The sequence below is a fragment of the Bacteroides sp. AM16-24 genome (genome assembly GCF_003471885.1).
Taxonomy (GTDB): Bacteria; Bacteroidota; Bacteroidia; order Bacteroidales; family Bacteroidaceae; genus Bacteroides.
The window spans coordinates 130,463-146,951 of sequence record NZ_QRKI01000005.1 but is presented as its reverse complement, the minus strand read 5'-3'; the positions used below and the strand labels follow the sequence as shown (position 1 = coordinate 146,951).

Annotated in this window: 18 protein-coding genes; 6 read left to right on the top strand and 12 right to left on the bottom strand. The window is 44.2% G+C overall.

Going from position 1 to position 16,489, the window contains the following annotated elements:
- Positions 1–12: 12 nt before the first annotated feature.
- The 8 genes from DW182_RS08095 to DW182_RS08060 form a co-directional block, all read right to left on the bottom strand.
- Positions 13–4,011: an Eco57I restriction-modification methylase domain-containing protein gene (locus DW182_RS08095; protein WP_118295241.1), complete on the bottom strand. Its 3,999-nt coding sequence runs from the start codon at positions 4,009–4,011 to the stop codon at positions 13–15.
- A 6-nt stretch (positions 4,012–4,017) separates the two neighbouring features.
- On the bottom strand, positions 4,018–5,034 hold the full coding sequence (locus DW182_RS08090; protein ID WP_118295240.1) for a restriction endonuclease subunit M: 1,017 nt from the start codon (positions 5,032–5,034) through the stop codon (positions 4,018–4,020).
- 281 nt (positions 5,035–5,315) lie between these two features.
- Positions 5,316–6,524, bottom strand: a complete 1,209-nt coding sequence (locus DW182_RS08085) for a site-specific integrase (protein ID WP_118295239.1) — start codon at positions 6,522–6,524, stop codon at positions 5,316–5,318.
- A 1-nt stretch (position 6,525) separates the two neighbouring features.
- Positions 6,526–7,170 (bottom strand): hypothetical protein, encoded by a 645-nt coding sequence (locus DW182_RS08080; protein WP_118295238.1) that lies wholly within the window; start codon positions 7,168–7,170, stop codon positions 6,526–6,528.
- Positions 7,171–7,172: 2 nt separating this feature from the next.
- Entirely contained in the window at positions 7,173–8,096 is a 924-nt protein-coding gene (locus tag DW182_RS08075; protein WP_118295237.1) for a relaxase/mobilization nuclease domain-containing protein, read from the bottom strand.
- Positions 8,093–8,482 carry a plasmid mobilization relaxosome protein MobC gene (gene mobC / locus DW182_RS08070; RefSeq protein ID WP_118295236.1) on the bottom strand — a complete coding sequence of 130 codons (390 nt, stop codon included), beginning with the start codon at positions 8,480–8,482 and terminating at the stop codon, positions 8,093–8,095. The genes DW182_RS08075 and mobC overlap by 4 nt, the downstream gene beginning before the upstream one ends.
- Positions 8,483–8,500: 18 nt before the next feature.
- Entirely contained in the window at positions 8,501–8,752 is a 252-nt protein-coding gene (locus DW182_RS08065) for a hypothetical protein (protein WP_118295235.1), read from the bottom strand.
- Entirely contained in the window at positions 8,737–9,246 is a 510-nt protein-coding gene (locus tag DW182_RS08060) for a DUF3408 domain-containing protein (RefSeq protein WP_118295234.1), read from the bottom strand. The genes DW182_RS08065 and DW182_RS08060 overlap by 16 nt, the downstream gene beginning before the upstream one ends.
- Before the next feature lie 477 nt (positions 9,247–9,723).
- On the opposite strand from DW182_RS08060, the gene DW182_RS08055 reads away from it, so the two are divergent.
- Entirely contained in the window at positions 9,724–10,035 is a 312-nt protein-coding gene (locus tag DW182_RS08055) for a helix-turn-helix domain-containing protein (RefSeq protein ID WP_118295286.1), read from the top strand.
- A gap of 52 nt (positions 10,036–10,087) precedes the next feature.
- Positions 10,088–10,393: a helix-turn-helix domain-containing protein gene (locus DW182_RS08050; protein WP_118295233.1), complete on the top strand. Its 306-nt coding sequence runs from the start codon at positions 10,088–10,090 to the stop codon at positions 10,391–10,393.
- On the opposite strand, the gene DW182_RS08045 is transcribed toward DW182_RS08050, so the two are convergent.
- Genes DW182_RS08045 through DW182_RS08030 form a run of 4 tightly spaced genes read right to left on the bottom strand, consistent with a single transcriptional unit; the run spans position 10,304 to position 13,600 of the window.
- On the bottom strand, positions 10,304–10,738 hold the full coding sequence (locus tag DW182_RS08045; protein ID WP_118295232.1) for a hypothetical protein: 435 nt from the start codon (positions 10,736–10,738) through the stop codon (positions 10,304–10,306). The two genes, DW182_RS08050 and DW182_RS08045, sit on opposite strands and share 90 nt — an antisense overlap.
- Positions 10,735–11,109, bottom strand: a complete 375-nt coding sequence (locus tag DW182_RS08040) for a hypothetical protein (RefSeq protein ID WP_118295231.1) — start codon at positions 11,107–11,109, stop codon at positions 10,735–10,737. The genes DW182_RS08045 and DW182_RS08040 overlap by 4 nt, the downstream gene beginning before the upstream one ends.
- A 1-nt stretch (position 11,110) precedes the next feature.
- Positions 11,111–12,349, bottom strand: a complete 1,239-nt coding sequence (locus tag DW182_RS08035) for a site-specific integrase (protein ID WP_118295230.1) — start codon at positions 12,347–12,349, stop codon at positions 11,111–11,113.
- 21 nt (positions 12,350–12,370) lie between these two features.
- Positions 12,371–13,600: a site-specific integrase gene (locus tag DW182_RS08030; RefSeq protein ID WP_118295229.1), complete on the bottom strand. Its 1,230-nt coding sequence runs from the start codon at positions 13,598–13,600 to the stop codon at positions 12,371–12,373.
- A 53-nt stretch (positions 13,601–13,653) separates the two neighbouring features.
- Here DW182_RS08030 and DW182_RS08025 point away from each other — a divergent pair, with 53 nt between their 5' ends.
- From DW182_RS08025 to DW182_RS08010, 4 genes are all read left to right on the top strand, one after another.
- Entirely contained in the window at positions 13,654–14,058 is a 405-nt protein-coding gene (locus DW182_RS08025) for a tyrosine-type recombinase/integrase (protein ID WP_199678564.1), read from the top strand.
- A gap of 261 nt (positions 14,059–14,319) precedes the next feature.
- Positions 14,320–14,904, top strand: coding sequence for a Crp/Fnr family transcriptional regulator (locus DW182_RS08020; protein ID WP_049702409.1), 585 nt, complete (start codon positions 14,320–14,322; stop codon positions 14,902–14,904).
- 95 nt (positions 14,905–14,999) lie between these two features.
- Complete coding sequence (locus tag DW182_RS08015) at positions 15,000–15,422, top strand: DUF4377 domain-containing protein (RefSeq protein WP_049703311.1); 423 nt, start codon at positions 15,000–15,002, stop codon at positions 15,420–15,422.
- A 76-nt stretch (positions 15,423–15,498) separates the two neighbouring features.
- Complete coding sequence (locus tag DW182_RS08010; RefSeq protein WP_118295228.1) at positions 15,499–16,221, top strand: SDR family oxidoreductase; 723 nt, start codon at positions 15,499–15,501, stop codon at positions 16,219–16,221.
- Positions 16,222–16,489: the final 268 nt, after the last annotated feature.

Here is a 16,489-nt window from a genome sequence, read left to right as displayed (position 1 = left end):
ACGACAAAAATCTCATTTTTGTGAGAGTAATTCTTTTATATGCTGTTGATTCCTATCATCAATACCCAACAATTTATAAAGTTGAGCATTCACATCTCCATTGTAATCAATGATACCGTTAGCGTCAGTGTAATCCAATAAGTCTGGAACCTTCTTTGCCAAAGAGGTTAAAGATTCATCGGTAAGCAGGAAAGCAAAGCGGATTATCTCGCTGGTGGCATATTTGAAAAAGTTCTTGGCCTCTTGTTCTGTAGCGAATGTTTTCAATGCTACGCGAGAGCGACCAAATGCACTGTGATTATCTACGATGGCAATTTGGTTGCTACGCTTTTGTCCTCCGGCATTGGCACTTGAAACGATGACTTTCCATTTGCTTAAGTGTTCAAGCCCTGTAGTGAGAACCTCTTTGTTTGCAATATACCATCTGGCTCTGCCACTCTTACCTGCTTTGTCATTTGTGAAGAGTTTTATTTCTGATTCAGGGTCATAATTGTCACCTTCGTGATAGTCTCTCACTAGCATAGGATTCTTTTCAACGAAATCACTTTCGATAGAAAACAGACTACGAGGTAATATGGCATCATGTAAACATCCATATTTTATAATAGCGCAATTCAAAGAATCTGTGATTTCATTATCAAGAGGATTCAAAGAGAATAATTCTTCTTTCGGATTATTGGCTTCAATCGTCACCTCCTTACCTTTTTTAGAATAAACGTATCTAAATCCATTACTCTTCTTTTGCGTATCTTTCATCACTATAGACAAACCATCAGCGATTCCAACTTCTTTGAATACATCTGTTGAATCAGGGAAGAATTTCAGAAAGCACAAATGTGGATCGTTTATTTGTGACATACCAAACTGCTCCAGTCCTTTTCCGGAACGATGAATCCATCTTGCTCCGGGATAGATAAGAGAAGTGTATCTACCTAATCGGTCGCTTATTGTTTGAAAGTATTGGAATATACTAACACTAACTTTTTGCCCATTTGCAGTTTCCTTTTGTGCAACAACCTCTTGATATGGCGGATTACCCACTATCGCATTGATTTTCATATTCTTTATTTCTGTTCTTTCTGTGATGAATTTATCTACCTGCTTGATAAAATGTTCCGGTTTGTTTTTGATTTGATTGATTAAGTCCTCGAAATATCGGGTGTTTACCTTCGCTTTACGGAAACCTATAAGGGTGCGTTTGGTGATGCTCTTTGCCATCGGAGTTTTACAGATGACGAAGATATTTTCAGCCACCACCTTGTCCCAAATGCGCTGTTCATCCTCAATACTAGACACCGAAAATAGGGAGTCCTTGAGCCTTGCACGGTAAATGCTGTATGCCATGTATAGAGGATATAATCCGGATTTGGAGTTGATTTCAAGAATCTGGGAATCCGGGGCGAACACATTAGCTGTCACTTCGCCACGGTCAATGAAACGAGGCTCGGACAAAGTGGTTTCATAACCCTTTTCAAAGAAGTTATATCCTCCCAGACAATCGCCAAGGTGCATATTGACGACACGCCAAGGCGTGAGCACCGTTTCCTTGTCGGGATTGCGGAATGTGCTGAATATATCCGTTATACGCTCGATGCGTTCCTCCACACTAAGTTTGTCTGCGGCACGGGTCATAGCACGGATGCGTTTGCCTGCCGCACAGAATATCTCCGGGTCATAGTATTTCTTGATGCTGTTGAACTTCTGTTTGGTTACGCCCTTGGGCATGAACTCCTCCCACGACTGCGGGTCGATGAGCGAAGCGAAGTTGTCAATGGTTATCTCTTGTGATTCATCTTGTAACTCTGCACCGTAGATAAGCAATGGCATACGGATGGAGATACCCCGAAGAATGGAAATGGCAGCCTCGCGGTTGTTCTTTTTCTTTTTCAATTCTTCAAGACGTTTCTTCTCCTCTTCCGTCAAAGGTTGCTTGTCCTTGCCTCTCTTCTTGGATTTCTTTTCAAGGTCTTCAAGTTCCTCGTATTGCTCATCGGTCAGTCCTTGGTTGTTGATGTCCACCTGATTGGTCTTTGGCATTGCCTTGGTCTGGCCGATAATCTTTTTCAGGTCGTCAAACTCCTGCAATTCCAAGTCGTTGAGTTTCATCAACTCATCATCATACAGACTCTTGTCCTCGAAACCGTTGCGGACAACCCTTTCCACATAAACACGTTTAAGCTGCTCCAACATCTTGGGTACATCGAACTGGCTCATCTTGGAGCCTTCGATGGAGATAATCGGACAGAAGTTCAGGAACTCACCCATAATCTTGCGGTCGTTCCCGCTGGTCTTTCCTGCCTTAGAGGAAATCTTCGCTGTCTCGGCAATAACTTTCAGTGTTCTGTCCGGCGCAAAATCAAACACATAACACTGTTCCTTGACGCGTCCGTTGATGGTGGCAGGCGTCTGCACACGGAAGATAGTCTGCATATAACTTGATGCAGCGGTATTATAAGAGCCGGACAACATGAATACGCCCGTCCACGCCTTGACACTGACACCCGTGGTCAATCGTCCGCAAGACAAGGTAATGGTACGAGTGGCATCAGGGTCTTTGCCGATGGCTTCTTCCACCGCAGCAAGCGCATCCTTGCTCTCTTCGTCCTCGTCACCGTCTCCTGCCACATTCACCACCTTGAAATGCTGGAATACAGGATGTGATTGTAGTAAAGCACTCATGGCACGAGCCTCCTTCACACCCGGCAACATCCATAGCGTATGACGGAAGATGTTGCGATATTCCCCGTTGGCAAACGGATAGCAACTGTCCTTGTCCTCCTTGGAGATAAGATTCAAAAATGCCTTCACATCTTTTTCATGGATAAAGTTTCCGGCTTCATTTACCCGGAAAAACTCACGGAAGTTAAAAGCCACATCTTCATCCACGAACTCATGGAGCAACCGTCCGAGGTCGTATGTATAGATGTTCATCGTGGGCAGGGAGGCGTATGGATTCGGATCACCGAAATGGGTCAAATCCCATGAAGCCTTTGCCCGTTGCTCCATCACATAGTCCCAAGTGTAAATCTCGTCCTCCTTGAAGTCATCCAACAGGTTGAACGGAGTGCCGGAAAGTCGCAATATCTTGGTATTTGCTTTTGTCAGTTCCTGCATGACAGCCTTGCCGAGTTCCGTCTGTGTCCCTTCGTGCGCCTCGTCCACGATGATGCAATCCCAAGCGGTGGCAAACACTTCATTGTTCTTGTCAAAATTGCCGCCCACAAGTTCAGAACCGCGCAAATCCTGCATGGAAGCGAAATAGACATATTGACATTTACCCTGCTTCGCTCTCGCTTCAAGTGAAGCATGGCTGTCACCATTGTTCTTTGAGCCGTATGCAAAACAGGGACAGTCATAGAATATCTTGCCGAAATCCTCGAACCAGCCGCTATCCACCACGGGGCGATGGGTAAGAATCAGTGTGCGGCTGAAATCCATGTCTTTCACCACCTGCAAGGCTGACAACGTCTTGCCGAAACGCATCTTGGCGTTCCAAAGCATCTGATTACCCTTCTTGAATTGTTTCTTGGTCTTTTCAATGGCTTCCCGTTGTTCCGGGCGGAATACAATCGGAGTCTGGTCGTATGAAACTTCGGCGGAAGAGAGCGATTCCCGTCCCTCCTTTACGGCAACTATTGCCCGTTTGACAGTCTCAAGGTCGGTGATGAACCACTCGTTGGCTTTGTTCTCGGTATCGAATATCTTTTTTCTGATGCCGGAACGTTCCAGAACGCTATGCACTTCCTTGTCGTTGAAAGAGCACAAGCCCTTTTTGCTGTTGCATATCGTCAGTTCCGTATATAAGAGGTCGTATGCGATACCAGCCGTCTGCGTATATTGGTTGATGCGTTTCTTCGCGGACTCGTTGAGAGCCTTGCTGTTCGGAGCAAGACCGAAGACATTGTCATGGTCACAAGTGGCCTCGCCCACTTTCAGGCATCCCCTATGTGCAGCATCATTGATGCGGAACACATATATCAGTTTTAATTTTAGTGAAGATGTGAATTTCATACTGCACTATTTTATGAGGTCGATAAATCGGATTCGTTTTCCCATCTTTCCCGTTTTAGGGTCTTTGGCCCGCCAGTCCTTGATTTGGCAATAGACACCGTTGTGCCTGCGGATGTCATCTTTCTGACAGCCTTCGCATTGACAGACTTCTTCCCTTGTCCCGAACAAGTCGGCTACAACAGTCCGGCGTTCACCGCAACTATTCGGCACGACACCTTTAAGCCCGTCCATCTGCCAAACGTTCCATGAAATGATGTAGGCGATATAATTGATGGATTTCAACAAGGGGCGCTTGCCGAACTTTTGTTGATAGTATTCGATAAAGGAGATAAGCATGGATTCACGGGCAATCAGCAAATTGTCACCTTGCCATTCGTAAGCGTATATACTTTTGTACGCTTCCTGCGCCCACTCCAACCATTCGCCGGAAGTTTCCGTGTTTTCGCCAACTACCCGCAACTTACGGTCAAGCAAACCAATGCGTTGTTCCAATGGAATCATCTCTCCGGTGGTGGTGTCGTATCGGCTGACGATATAGGGAGCTTCTCCACAAGTGATTTCTAAACGAGTATCACGCACATAATCTTTCCAACTCTTACCTTCGGGAAAGGTTATCGGATTCGAATTGGTATGCCAGCGATGGTTGCCATCTTCATCCGTATATTCCGTATTGAGCACATCCTTTCGTCCGAACCATGCTTCATCAATCAGGTTGTTCTGTGCATTGCATATCCATGACGGAGTGAACACCTCCGCCATATCACGGGAACGTGCAGCCTGTGTGTCACGGCTTTTCAGAACACGCGGCATGATGATATGGCCGTTGTCCCCGGTGATGAGATGCGAGAAAATAGGAGCATCGTATTCATACTCTTCACCCAGGCTTTCATAATCAGAAGTCGCCCAAAAGATATTGCGCTGAATACCCTCCTTGCTCATGGTATGATCTTTGAGCAGGGTGTTCAGCAAGTCGGGCGAAAGCCTAAAGATACTATCTTCCAATATGTCAACTTCAACGGGCATTTTATTTCAAGTTTACGCCCGTCTCTTATAGAAATAAGGGAAAAAGGTTTTTCTCTTACCAAGAGACGGATGAGTTGCCTTATTCCATTGATATTGAGTTGTATTTTTCCCTCTTTATGGATAATTTCGCAAAACATTCGATATTCCTCGCAAAACAAAAGCATGGCAATAAGTAAGATTTTCAGCGTTTTATATCCTAAAAATCATTATTTTGCGTAATTTTGCATTGTAATATCCGTCTCTTGGTAAGCGTTGGACTGATTCGCAAAACATTCACGACTTTACAGCAAATCCAGTATCTTCTTATTGGCTTTATCCACCACTGTAGTATCTAATGATGCAAGATAAATCTGCGTGGTGTTCTCGGAATCATGCCCCATTCCTTCACTGATGACAGAGATAGGCACATTACGGCTCTTGGCAACACTTGCCCATGAATGTCGTCCGACATACATTGTCAAGGGTATCGGCAAATCCAGCTGCTTCCCGATTTTCTTCAGCAAATGGTTCACCAGATGAAGTTCGTTGGTATATTGTTTCCGATAATCTGTGTCCCGTTGTGTAATAATGGGTAAAAGATACTCTGTTTCGTTTATCGGATATTTGTCAAGAATCCCTTGCATACACTTTTCCCATTTAATGAATAGTTGTTGTCCTGTTTTGCGTCTGCGATAAGAAAGAATCCCGTTCTGCAAATCCTTCTTCTTCAAATAAGCCATATCAATGAACGACATTCCTCTTGTATAGAAACAGAACAGGAACATATCACGCGCATAATCAAGATTGGGCTTCAACGACAAGTCTAATCCTTTGATGCGTTTAAGGTCGTTGAGCGATATGGCTCGCTTCATGGTTTTCTCCACTCCTGTATAAACGGACTTGAACGGATGCCGTTGCTCGGTCAATCCGTCTTCCACCGCACGGTTATAAACCGCTTTCAGGATACGCATATAAAAGGATATGGTATTGGGCGTATTTCCCCTGCCTTTCAAATAAGCCTCGTACTCAGCAAACAAATCTGCGTTAAGCTGGTCAAACAAGACCTCCTTGTCATTCATAAAACCGCTGAAACGCCTGAGAGCGGCAGTGTAGGTTTCCGAAGTACGTATCTTCCCCAAGCGTTTCAGCCTTGCTATCTGCTGGCTGATGTAAGCGTTGAACGATAATTCTTGCCTGTTGTCGTGAAAGCGCATGACTATATCATCCGTCACAAATGTGCCGGACTGGGATAACGCATGTATAATCTTGTTCAGCCTGTCCTTGTCCCACTTGATGCGTGAACCGATTGAAAGTAGATAGTTGTTCCGCTCTTGTCCTGTTGATATATGATGTAAGACAACCGTTTCGGAATAGCGGTCCCATTCCGAAACGAAAAGTTTATACTCGGTGTTTATCTGTCTGACCACACGGTTGTGGATGACCTGATAGTAGAGTGTACCCTCCCTGCCGTTCACGGTGGAGGGACGAAACTTGACCTTTACCGATGCCATATCAATCGGATTTTAATTTGATACTCTCCTGCATCAGGCTGTCGGAAACCGCTTTCAGGGATGTTTCATACCCATCAGCCTGCTTCCGTATCCACTCAATGGCCTTCTCGTCTCGGTGGATGTCAAACACCTTGTTCAACCAAAGCAAATCATTGGCATCACATCCACCCCAAGAGCGGATAGCACGGAACCTCAACGCATCATCGGAATACTTCCTATTGGACTGCCATTGCGAGATATTGCCCCACAGGGATAAGGCACATGCCACACCCAATCCCACAACGAAAGAAAAAACCTTGCTTGACTTGATGTCAAAATTATGCCGGTGGATATGCTCCTGCGGTTGTGGCTCTTGTTGCACACCTTGTTCATCCTGCGACTTCTTGATTGTATCAAGGTGATGCAGTATCAGGGTGGAAATCTGTGCGTAAGCCTTCCAGTGCTTATCCAACAAGCCCTTAATTTCTCCAGATTGAGCTTTTGCTGTTTCCACAATAGCCTCCTTAATTGGAGATAAATCCGGTTCATTATTTTCTATTTGTGATTGTTGTCCTGCCACCTTGGGCAATGCTTCCAGCTTGCCATTTATGCCTTTTAAGGCGGTCTTGATTTCCTCAAAGAGGATGAATACATTGTTGTCTGCCATGATTACCAGTTGATTTTACGTTGTTTCTTCTTTTTCTTGTTTTTCAGATACGGGTCGTAAGGTTGTTGCTCCTCCGGCATATTGGTTGGTGTGAACAAGCCTAATGAGCCATTGATAAGTTCGCCGCCGACACTTGAAGTCGGGCCTATTTCTTCCCGATTAGTCTGCGATTGAGTTTGCATCTTCCACTCCCCGTAATTGTTGCGGTTCAATGCCGCATCAATCTTGGAGTAGCTGAATTGCCTGTCCACCTTTGAACCGTTGAAGCGATAGCTGTTCATCGTAAAGATGACACCTTGAATTTCAGTCGTCTGTCCCTTATATTTGAACTGCACATCTACGCCTTGCCGTTCTAATCTTTCAAGCAGGGTATTCCAAACCTTGCATCTGCTGACCTCCGTCTTCAAGATTTGGTACAACTCATACCTCGTCTTATCCGGCTCACGCAATCGGTCTGTCTTCACTTGCTCCTTGCCATTGGCAAAATGAAGCCCGTACATCTTGGTAAGTTCCTTACAGATACGCTCGCTGCGGAAGCGGTCGTTCCTGTCGGATATGGTCTTGCCATTATTGTCGATACGGTTGAACGCAATATGCACATGCGGATGCTCCTTGTCAAAGTGCCGCCCGATGATGTACTGTGTGTTCTTGAAACCCATCCGTTCCATATACTCACGGGCTATCTGTGCCATGACCGTATTGTTCAGTCGTGGTGCATCTTCCTTAGAAAAACTCAAAGCGATATGACCGACAGCTTTTGCCAGCCTCGGATTCATTTGTGCTTGCCCGATAAATCCTTGTACTATCGTATCGTTATTTTCCAGAAATAAGCCGTCAGAATCTATGATTTGAGCACCTTTCTCATCGTTCAGAATGTAATAAACCACACCCTTGAAGTCCGAACCTTTCATGATTTTTGCTATCATAGGCGTATCCGGTTTACAAGATTGTCTATCTCTATCATCAGTGTGCGGCAAGTAACAAATACGGAAGCATACCCCTCGGCATTCGCCTTTCGTGCCAGTTGGTTCAGGTTGTTAGCCATGCCACATAGTTTACGGATAAGGTCGCCATGCTCTTTCGAGAGCCGTTCCTTTACACCGCCCTCTTTGATACAACCACGAATGAACTCGCTGGTGGAAACACCTGCTGACTTCGATTTTGACTTCAACAGGTAGTAGTCTTCCGTTGCCATCTTCACCGTGATACGGTATTTCAGTTTCTCGGTGGCTCCTTTGACGGGACGACCTCCCTTGTTGGCTTGTTCCCGTCTGTTACCTTTTATATTATTCTTTCTTTTTTCGTTGTCCATGATTTTCTATTCTTTAGTTTAATCACTGATTGTAATAATTGTGCATAAGATAGACCAACGGGATGTGCCTTCCCTGCGAGGTTTGGAGCGGGGCAAGTGGTTTCGGGCTGCCCGAAACATAAACTTGCTGTGTCTTTGAGGACACACGAATCCTCCGCCTGTCGGATTGGTTTGCGAGTGCAATAACTCATTTGGAATGTCGGTCAAACCGATGGAGTGCATCCACCGGCTTGACTGGTTCCATCGCAATCCGATCAGAGCTTGCGCCATTGCTCGATGTCATCCCGATAGGTTTCGAGGTGCTGGCGGACGAGGTTCTCGACCATCCCCGATGCGCTCATGCCCCTGCCACCGAAGTAGCGGACTATCCTGTCCAGACTGTCGCGCACCTCGCCGCTGACGAAGACGGGCTTGCGGTCGGCAATCTTGGGGACTTGCAGGTAAGTGGTGCGGTACTCGTCCAGCGACAGCCTGCGCTGCTTGCTGCTGATGCGTTTCTGCGGCACTGCCGCCTTTCCGGGCATGTCGCTTGCGTTTTCTTCCAGCATTTCATTCGCCACCTCTTCCGCTGTTTCTTCTGGCATGGCGGTTTCCGCTTTCGGGGTGTCGGGAGCATCGGGAGGTTCCGGCTTGTCCGGCTCCAAACCGATACGTTTGTAGAAGTCGTTCATGAAAGTCCTGTCACGGGATTCCCTGCGGCTCATTCTTTCCACGATTTCCTGAGCTTGCTGCTCACTGATGGTTGCTTCTTTTCTTGTTGCCATAAAATAAATTGGTTAGTTATTACTGTGGTCTTGGTCTGTACCTCGACCGATTATCGCCAGCGAAATAAGGTGTTTTAATGCAGTCAGTCAAGCGTTTGGATTCTATTCGGCAATTTTGTGTGGCTTTGCTTAATGCCTGTTCGGACATTGGTGCAAACTTCACCGATTTGCCGGAATGCTTGAATTAGACGGGATGCGATGTGAAAATGGAATAAGGGCTTATTTCCAATCTTGCCAATGACTTGTTCCGCCTTGTTAAGAATACGGCAAGGGAAGTCTTACCCCTTACCTATTAGAACTAAAAGGAACAGCAGCCGATGAAGAGAGCAGATTTTACGGAGGCATAGACATTGCCACCCCGGACAACCGCTACATCGTTGTGCCACAAGCTGCCAGTTTTGAAAAATCCATTGTTTTATAAAGGATTACCCTTTTCTTTGCAGCGAAAAGAAGCAAAAACAACAAAAAATGAAGTATATGGAAATAGTATCAATCGAAAGAAAGACCTTTGAGGCGATGGTCGCCAAGTTCGACCATTTCGTCCGCCGCATGGATACCATCTGCCAGCGGCACGGAGAGAAGAAAATGGCAGAGTGGATGGACAATCAGGACGTGTGCCGGATGTTGAACATCAGTCCGCGCACGTTGCAGACCCTGCGGGACAACGGCACGCTTGCCTATTCGCAGATAAATCACAAGACGTACTACCGTTCCGAAGACGTGCAGCGTATCGTCTCTGTTGTGGAAGACAGACGTAAGGACGCCAAGTTCAAGGGAAGGACAATATGAACTTGACGCAATGAACAAAGTAAAATAATAATACCCACTAAATCCAAAGTATATGAATGAGTTAATGACCAAAAACAACGAGTGGATAATCCACTTCATGGGCAGCATCGACCGTCTGCTTGACAGTTTCGAGCGTATGACCGCCAACTACCGCCCGACACTGGGCGGCGAGCGTTTCTTTACCGACAAGGAGGTTTCGGCACGGCTGAAAGTGAGCCGCCGGACACTTCAAGACTATCGTAATGAGGGACGCATCCCCTACATCCAGTTAGGCGGTAAAATCCTCTATCGTGAATCCGACATCGAACGGATGCTTGCTGACGGCTACCGTTCCGCCTATCGGCTGACAGGCACATGACTTTCTTGAAGGAGCGCAGTTTGCCGTCTGCCTCATGATTGCGGCAGCAATGGACTTCCGGCAAAAAAGAAAGGAACGGCTTACGGACGGAGCATCAAAATCCCGCTGCGCCTGTAAGCCGTTCCTCTTTTCTGATTTTCCGTCAGTCGCTTGTTTCCGTTGCCGGATGCCTTTCATGCGTATGGCTGGCAGGGGCAAGGTTTTCGGGCTGAATACGCTCAAACCTGTTTGAGGAAGATTCTGTCCGAAACGGCTCTGTCGCCTGACCTTGCCGCTACCATCAGATCCATGCGCTACCTTTGCATCCGTGCATCGGGAACAGGTGACTGACGGAATGAGCCTCAACTATACCATAGGTTGCTTCTCCTGCCACAAGAAACAAACAATGTAACCGGAGTTTTTTTCGTTTTGGCAATCACTTTACTGATTATAAGCTGTCTGAACAAGATACTTTCTTTACTGCGTATCCTGAATGCAATGGCTATAACCATTTCAAGGCTGTAAACGTCATAGCTGATTCCATCCGCTTGCCTGACGTACTTCATTGTGTCAAGTTCACTCATTTCCTTGTTCTTGTAAATAGAACGGATTGCCTTGCGAACGTGGAAGGAGAACACGCCGAACAGGTCGGCAATCTCCTGTTGCGTCATCCACACGGGTTCGGTCGGCATAGTGACCATACCCGTTTCACTGATTGTAATGATTCCTCTATTCATACTACCCCTTATTTTGATGTTGTTTGTTATTGTTTGTCTTTTCGCCAGCCGACACTTTCTTCCTCCGTTCCATCAACTTGTCCATGTCCTTTGAGATTTTATCATCGGTTATCCGTGCATATCCTTGTGTAGTGCGGATATTGGAGTGTCCCATCATCTTAGCAATACTTTCGACAGATATATCCGCCGAAATCAGAAACGTTCCGAAACTGTGCCGACTTTGATGATAGGACAAGTTATCCTCTTTGCCAATGATTACGCCTATCTCATGAATCTCAAACCACAGGGCGTCACGGCTCGGAAGCGGGAACACGGGCTGCTCATCGTCAGTTGTGTTGTATAGTGAAAATATCTGCTCCGCTATGGGATGCAGTGGCACGAATGCCTCCACATTCGTCTTCTTGCGGTTGATGCGGATATACTGCTTGCCCTCTGCGTTACGTCCAATGTGGTGCGGATGTAGCAATTTTATATCCACATACGCCAATCCCGTCAGCGTGGAAAAAATGAAAGCCCGCCTTGCAAGCTCCTGACGTTTGTCATACATCGGGGTGGAAAGGATTCTTTTGAACTCCTCACGGCTGATGTACTTGTGCCTTGCCTCCGGCTTTGGCTCGTATTCCAAATCCTCACAGGGATTCACACGGATAATATCCCTGTCCACGGCAAGGTATAACAGACGGTTCAGCCAGCACATACATTTGTTGGTCTGGGAAGCCCCGAAATTCTTGCACTTCTTCAAATATGCCTTGTAGGACTTGCCGAAATCCTCCGTCACTTCCTCAAGGGCGATGTCCTTCTTCCCGAAAGACGCGAGATAATCCGTCAGATACTTCTGATAGTACATTGAACTTCGGTAAGTGGAAATTGAATCTATTTCTTCGGAATGTTTCCTCAACCGCTCCCTTTCCCATTCGCCCATTTGCAGGATGGTGGTCGGATGGACATTGTTCAAAGTGATGTGGTTCTTCAATATCTCCGCACTGATCACGCCCTGCGATTTCAGTATTTCCTCGTATGCTTCTGAAACAATCCGGAGGTATTCTTGCAAGCGATTATTCTCCCTTACCGACTTTATCTCATTCTTCCTGCCGTTCCAGTCCTCCGGGCGGCAATAGATTCCTGTACTGACGACGGTCTGCTTTCCGTCAATGGTGATGCGGCAAAGGATACCTGTCGTTCCGTCCGCCTTCACCCTGCTGCGGTTAATGTAGGGCAACAATGAGAATGTACTTCGCATATCGTTTTATGTATTAAAAGATTAAAGAACTAATTGAAAATCCTTGGTCGCTTCGATAAACTTGTCCATGTCCTCGAAAAGTTTCTTCGGGCTGACACGGGCATAGACCTGAGTGGTGGAAATATCTGAATGTCCCAACATTCGGCTGATGGTCTCAATCGGCACGCCCGCTTCAAGCGTTATCAGCGAAGCGAAACTATGCCGCGCCTGATGGTAGCACAAATTATCCTTGATGCCTGCCAGTGCCGCCAATGCCTTCATGTGCCGCTTCATATTCGGGTGGTGGATTATCGGAAAGAGTGTCTCCCGTGTATCGTCCTTGTATTTCTCAAGCAGTGCCAACGCTTCGGGCAGTAGTTTGACGCTCGCCCTATGTTCGTTCTTCTTCCTGCGGTATTTCAGCCACAATGCCCCGTTGTCGTCCGTGTATAGGTTTTCTTCCGTGATGGAAATCACATCGGCGTATGATACGCCCGTATAGCAGGCGAACAGGAAAAGGTCGCGTGCCAGCATGTGCGTTTTCCTGTACGAGGGAATCTCCACGTCACGGATTTTCTCGAACGATTCGCGGCTCAATGCCCGTGGGGTTCTTTCCGACTGTTTGGGCAATGTGAAATGTTGGAAATGGCATTTCTCGGAATACCCTTCCTTGTAGGCAAGGCGGCAAATCTTCTTCAGGATGGCGAGGTAATGCCGGACGGTATCAATCGCGTACCCTTTTTCTCCCATTGCGAAAGCCTGATAGTCGTGGATGAACTGCTCCGTCAGCTGTCCGAAAGCCAAATCCTTGACCTTGTATTTGGTTTCGATGAACTCTTGGAGTGCCAGCCGCATATAGTGATACCCCGGATAAGTACCCTTTGCCCGGTCTATGCCAATACGAGCCTTGATGTCGTCACATACAATGTCCGTCATTTTCATGAGGGTCATCTGCGTTTCCATGCTGCCTTGGAAAAGGTCTTTCACATCGGTGGCATCGAAATCAACCTTGCGCTCTACAAGATTGTCGAATGCCGTGTTCACTGCCAACAGCAGCTTGTCAATCTTGGCATTGGTTTCCACTGCCTCACGGCTCTTGCCGTTCAGACGACTTTCACGTGGATTCCACAATTCGGGTGTGCATGACAGCTTGCATCCGAACTGCGCCATTGTGCGGTTCACCGTAATCCTTCCCATTATTGGGGCTTTGCCCGACTTGTCCAGTCCGCTCTTTTTGAGGTAGAGCAATACCTTGAATTTTTCTACTTTCATAACGCTTATATTTTAGTTGTGCAAAATTACTTGCCATATAAGCGTTCCTTGATATGCAAAACACTGTGTATGAGTGCAAACGGAACGGTGCGGACTTCATTTTACTTCATTCCGTTACCACTGTCCGTTTCGGTAACAGGGCGGCTAACGTTTTGGTTACTGAACAACCTCAACAATCCGTCCCCTTTTGCATTTTCTCTATTTGGCAGAATACAGAAATCTTGCTCATTTCAAACGACTTACGTTTTTACTTCACATTCTCGCTTTTTCTTGCAGAGCCTATTACTTTCCATCGGGCACGTCACTCTTTCCGGACGATTGCTGCCAAAAAAGGCATTCGTGACGGAATAGCAGAGCGAATTATGGGACATGCAGAAGGTAATGACATCAAGGATATTTACACACACTTGCATGATGAAGATATTGTGAAAGAAATGAGAGATAAGTGGATAATATAGGACTGGCGCATTTTCCGCACTTTCCGCATTTTTAGGATTAACAGTATGTAAATTAATGATTTGATAATGCGAGTAAAATGCGGATGAGATAAAGTTGACGAAGGAAGAAAATACCAATTACTTTTTTTCTTTTCGCCAGTATTTATCTCTCTGTCAATCTAAATAGGTTTAGTCCGTTTTGGATATAAAGATAAAAAATCATAGAACAAAGCTTATAAGCGATTGAAATTTTCTTAGTACTTTTGTAGAAAAGATTAGTTTATGAAAAACTTTAATCAAAAATATGCGGAACATCCAGAACTCTCTGTCTTTAAAGAGTTTTTTTTATCACATGGAAAGTATAAAGAGATAAAGAAGAAAGAATATTTGGTAGAACAAAGTTCTGTAGCTAAATATGTAGCATATGTCGTAGAGGGCTTTTTCAGATATACACGAATAGATAATAGGGGAAATGAGCATATTGTAGGTTATGTCTTTAAAGGTGAATATGTTGGTGACTATGCTTCTCTTATAAAGAAAGATATAACTTCTTTGGTTACAGTTCAGGCAGTAACTGATTGTAAAATATACTATGTACCATTAGAAGAAGTTAGAAAGTTTTTCAATACGAATGAAGATGCACAAATTGCAGGACGTGTTCTTGCGGAAGAGTTATTCATGGTGGCATACACACGTTTATTAGATTTTTATTGTAAAAACACAGAAGAACTATACATGGACTTAACTGAAAGATGCCCTGATTTTCAAGATTATATAACATTAAAAGAAATGGCTTCATTCCTACAGGTCACACCCGAAACAATTAGCCATATTCGAAATAGCATAAACAAGAAACATATCTGTTAAAAAAACTTAGTAACGTTTTCATATCATACGAGCCTTGAAATAATTCAAGGCTTTTTCATTTTATACTGCTTTTCTTTGCCGAAAATATTAAAAACATGAAAGCAAAGAACTCATTAAAAACACTTTTGTTCTTTATCTGTCTCGTCAGCTTTGTTAGCTGCGAAAAAAATGAAGATGAGAATGAGTCAAAAGAAACTGGCTATCAAGAGTATATTTTAACTGTTGCATCACAAAAGCTACAAGGTATTGTGGGTATTGGCGTCAATGTTTTAACAGATGTGTATGCTGTAAAAAAGGATAAATCACAAGAATGGAAGCAGTTTGCAGACATACAAGATTTTGATTATAAGAATGGTTATGAATATGTAATCAAGATAAGTGAAACAAACTATTTAGATTATAGGCGTGGCACTCCTGTATGGAGTGAATATAAGCTTATTGAAATTATTTCCAAGGAGAAAAAAGGCTCTCAAGGGCTTCCTGAAAATTTCATACCAAATTGGTGGCACACTAATTGAAAGTCTTGAATTGTTTCAGGGCTTTTTTGTTTGACACACATTCATAGATAAAGAAAAACTTATAAATATATAGATTATGGAAACTTATAAAGGAATAGCAATTATTACAGGAGCCAGTCAAGGAATAGGCGCTGTAGTTGCTAAAGGTTTAGCTAATGATGGTTATCAGGTTGTATTGATAGCTCGAAACGAAGAAAATTTAAACAAAGTATGTAATGAAATTATGCTATTGGGAAAGTGTATACAGTCCCCAATTATACTACCTTTAGATTTAACAGATAGTACAAAAGTAGATTGTGAACTTAGGAACATTCATCAAAAATATGGAGATATTGATATTCTTGTAAATGCTGCCGCTATGTTCATGGACGGTTCTTTAAATGAGTCCGTTGATGACTATAGGAAGATTATGGAAATTAACGTAATAGCCCAATATAGTGTTTTAAAAATTGTAACTGACATTATGAAGGCACAAGGGAAAGGCTATATTTTTAATATAGTATCTCGTGCTGCCAAATATGGGTTTCCTGACGGTGGTATTTATGGTTCTACTAAATTTGCCTTTTTGGGTTTAGCAGAGTCTTTATATCGTGAATTAGCTCCGTTAGGAATACATGTAACCTCTTTATGTCCCGGTTGGGTTAATACAGAAATGGCGAAGAAAGCCGGAACTCCTTTCAAAAATGATGAAATGGTACAGCCTGATGATATTTTAAACGCCATTCGTTATTTACTAAACTTATCACCAAATGTATGTATTAAGGATATTGTTTTTGAAATGAAAAAGAGTATCATATAATTTTTCAAAAAATAGCATCTAAAAGATTAGAAAGCTTCAACAAAAAAATCAAGTCTGATTTATGTTGAAGCTTTTACTATAAAACATTCGATTTATGAAAGAAAAAACAAAGTTGAATATAGGCTTACTAAATGTATCATTAGGAAATCTTATAGTCGGATTATTCATTGCAGATACATTAATGCTAAAAAGCATTTCATTTGCTATTGCATCTATATGTATTGGACTAATTCCGTCCAATAAGATTTGGAACTATATCACTATTAGC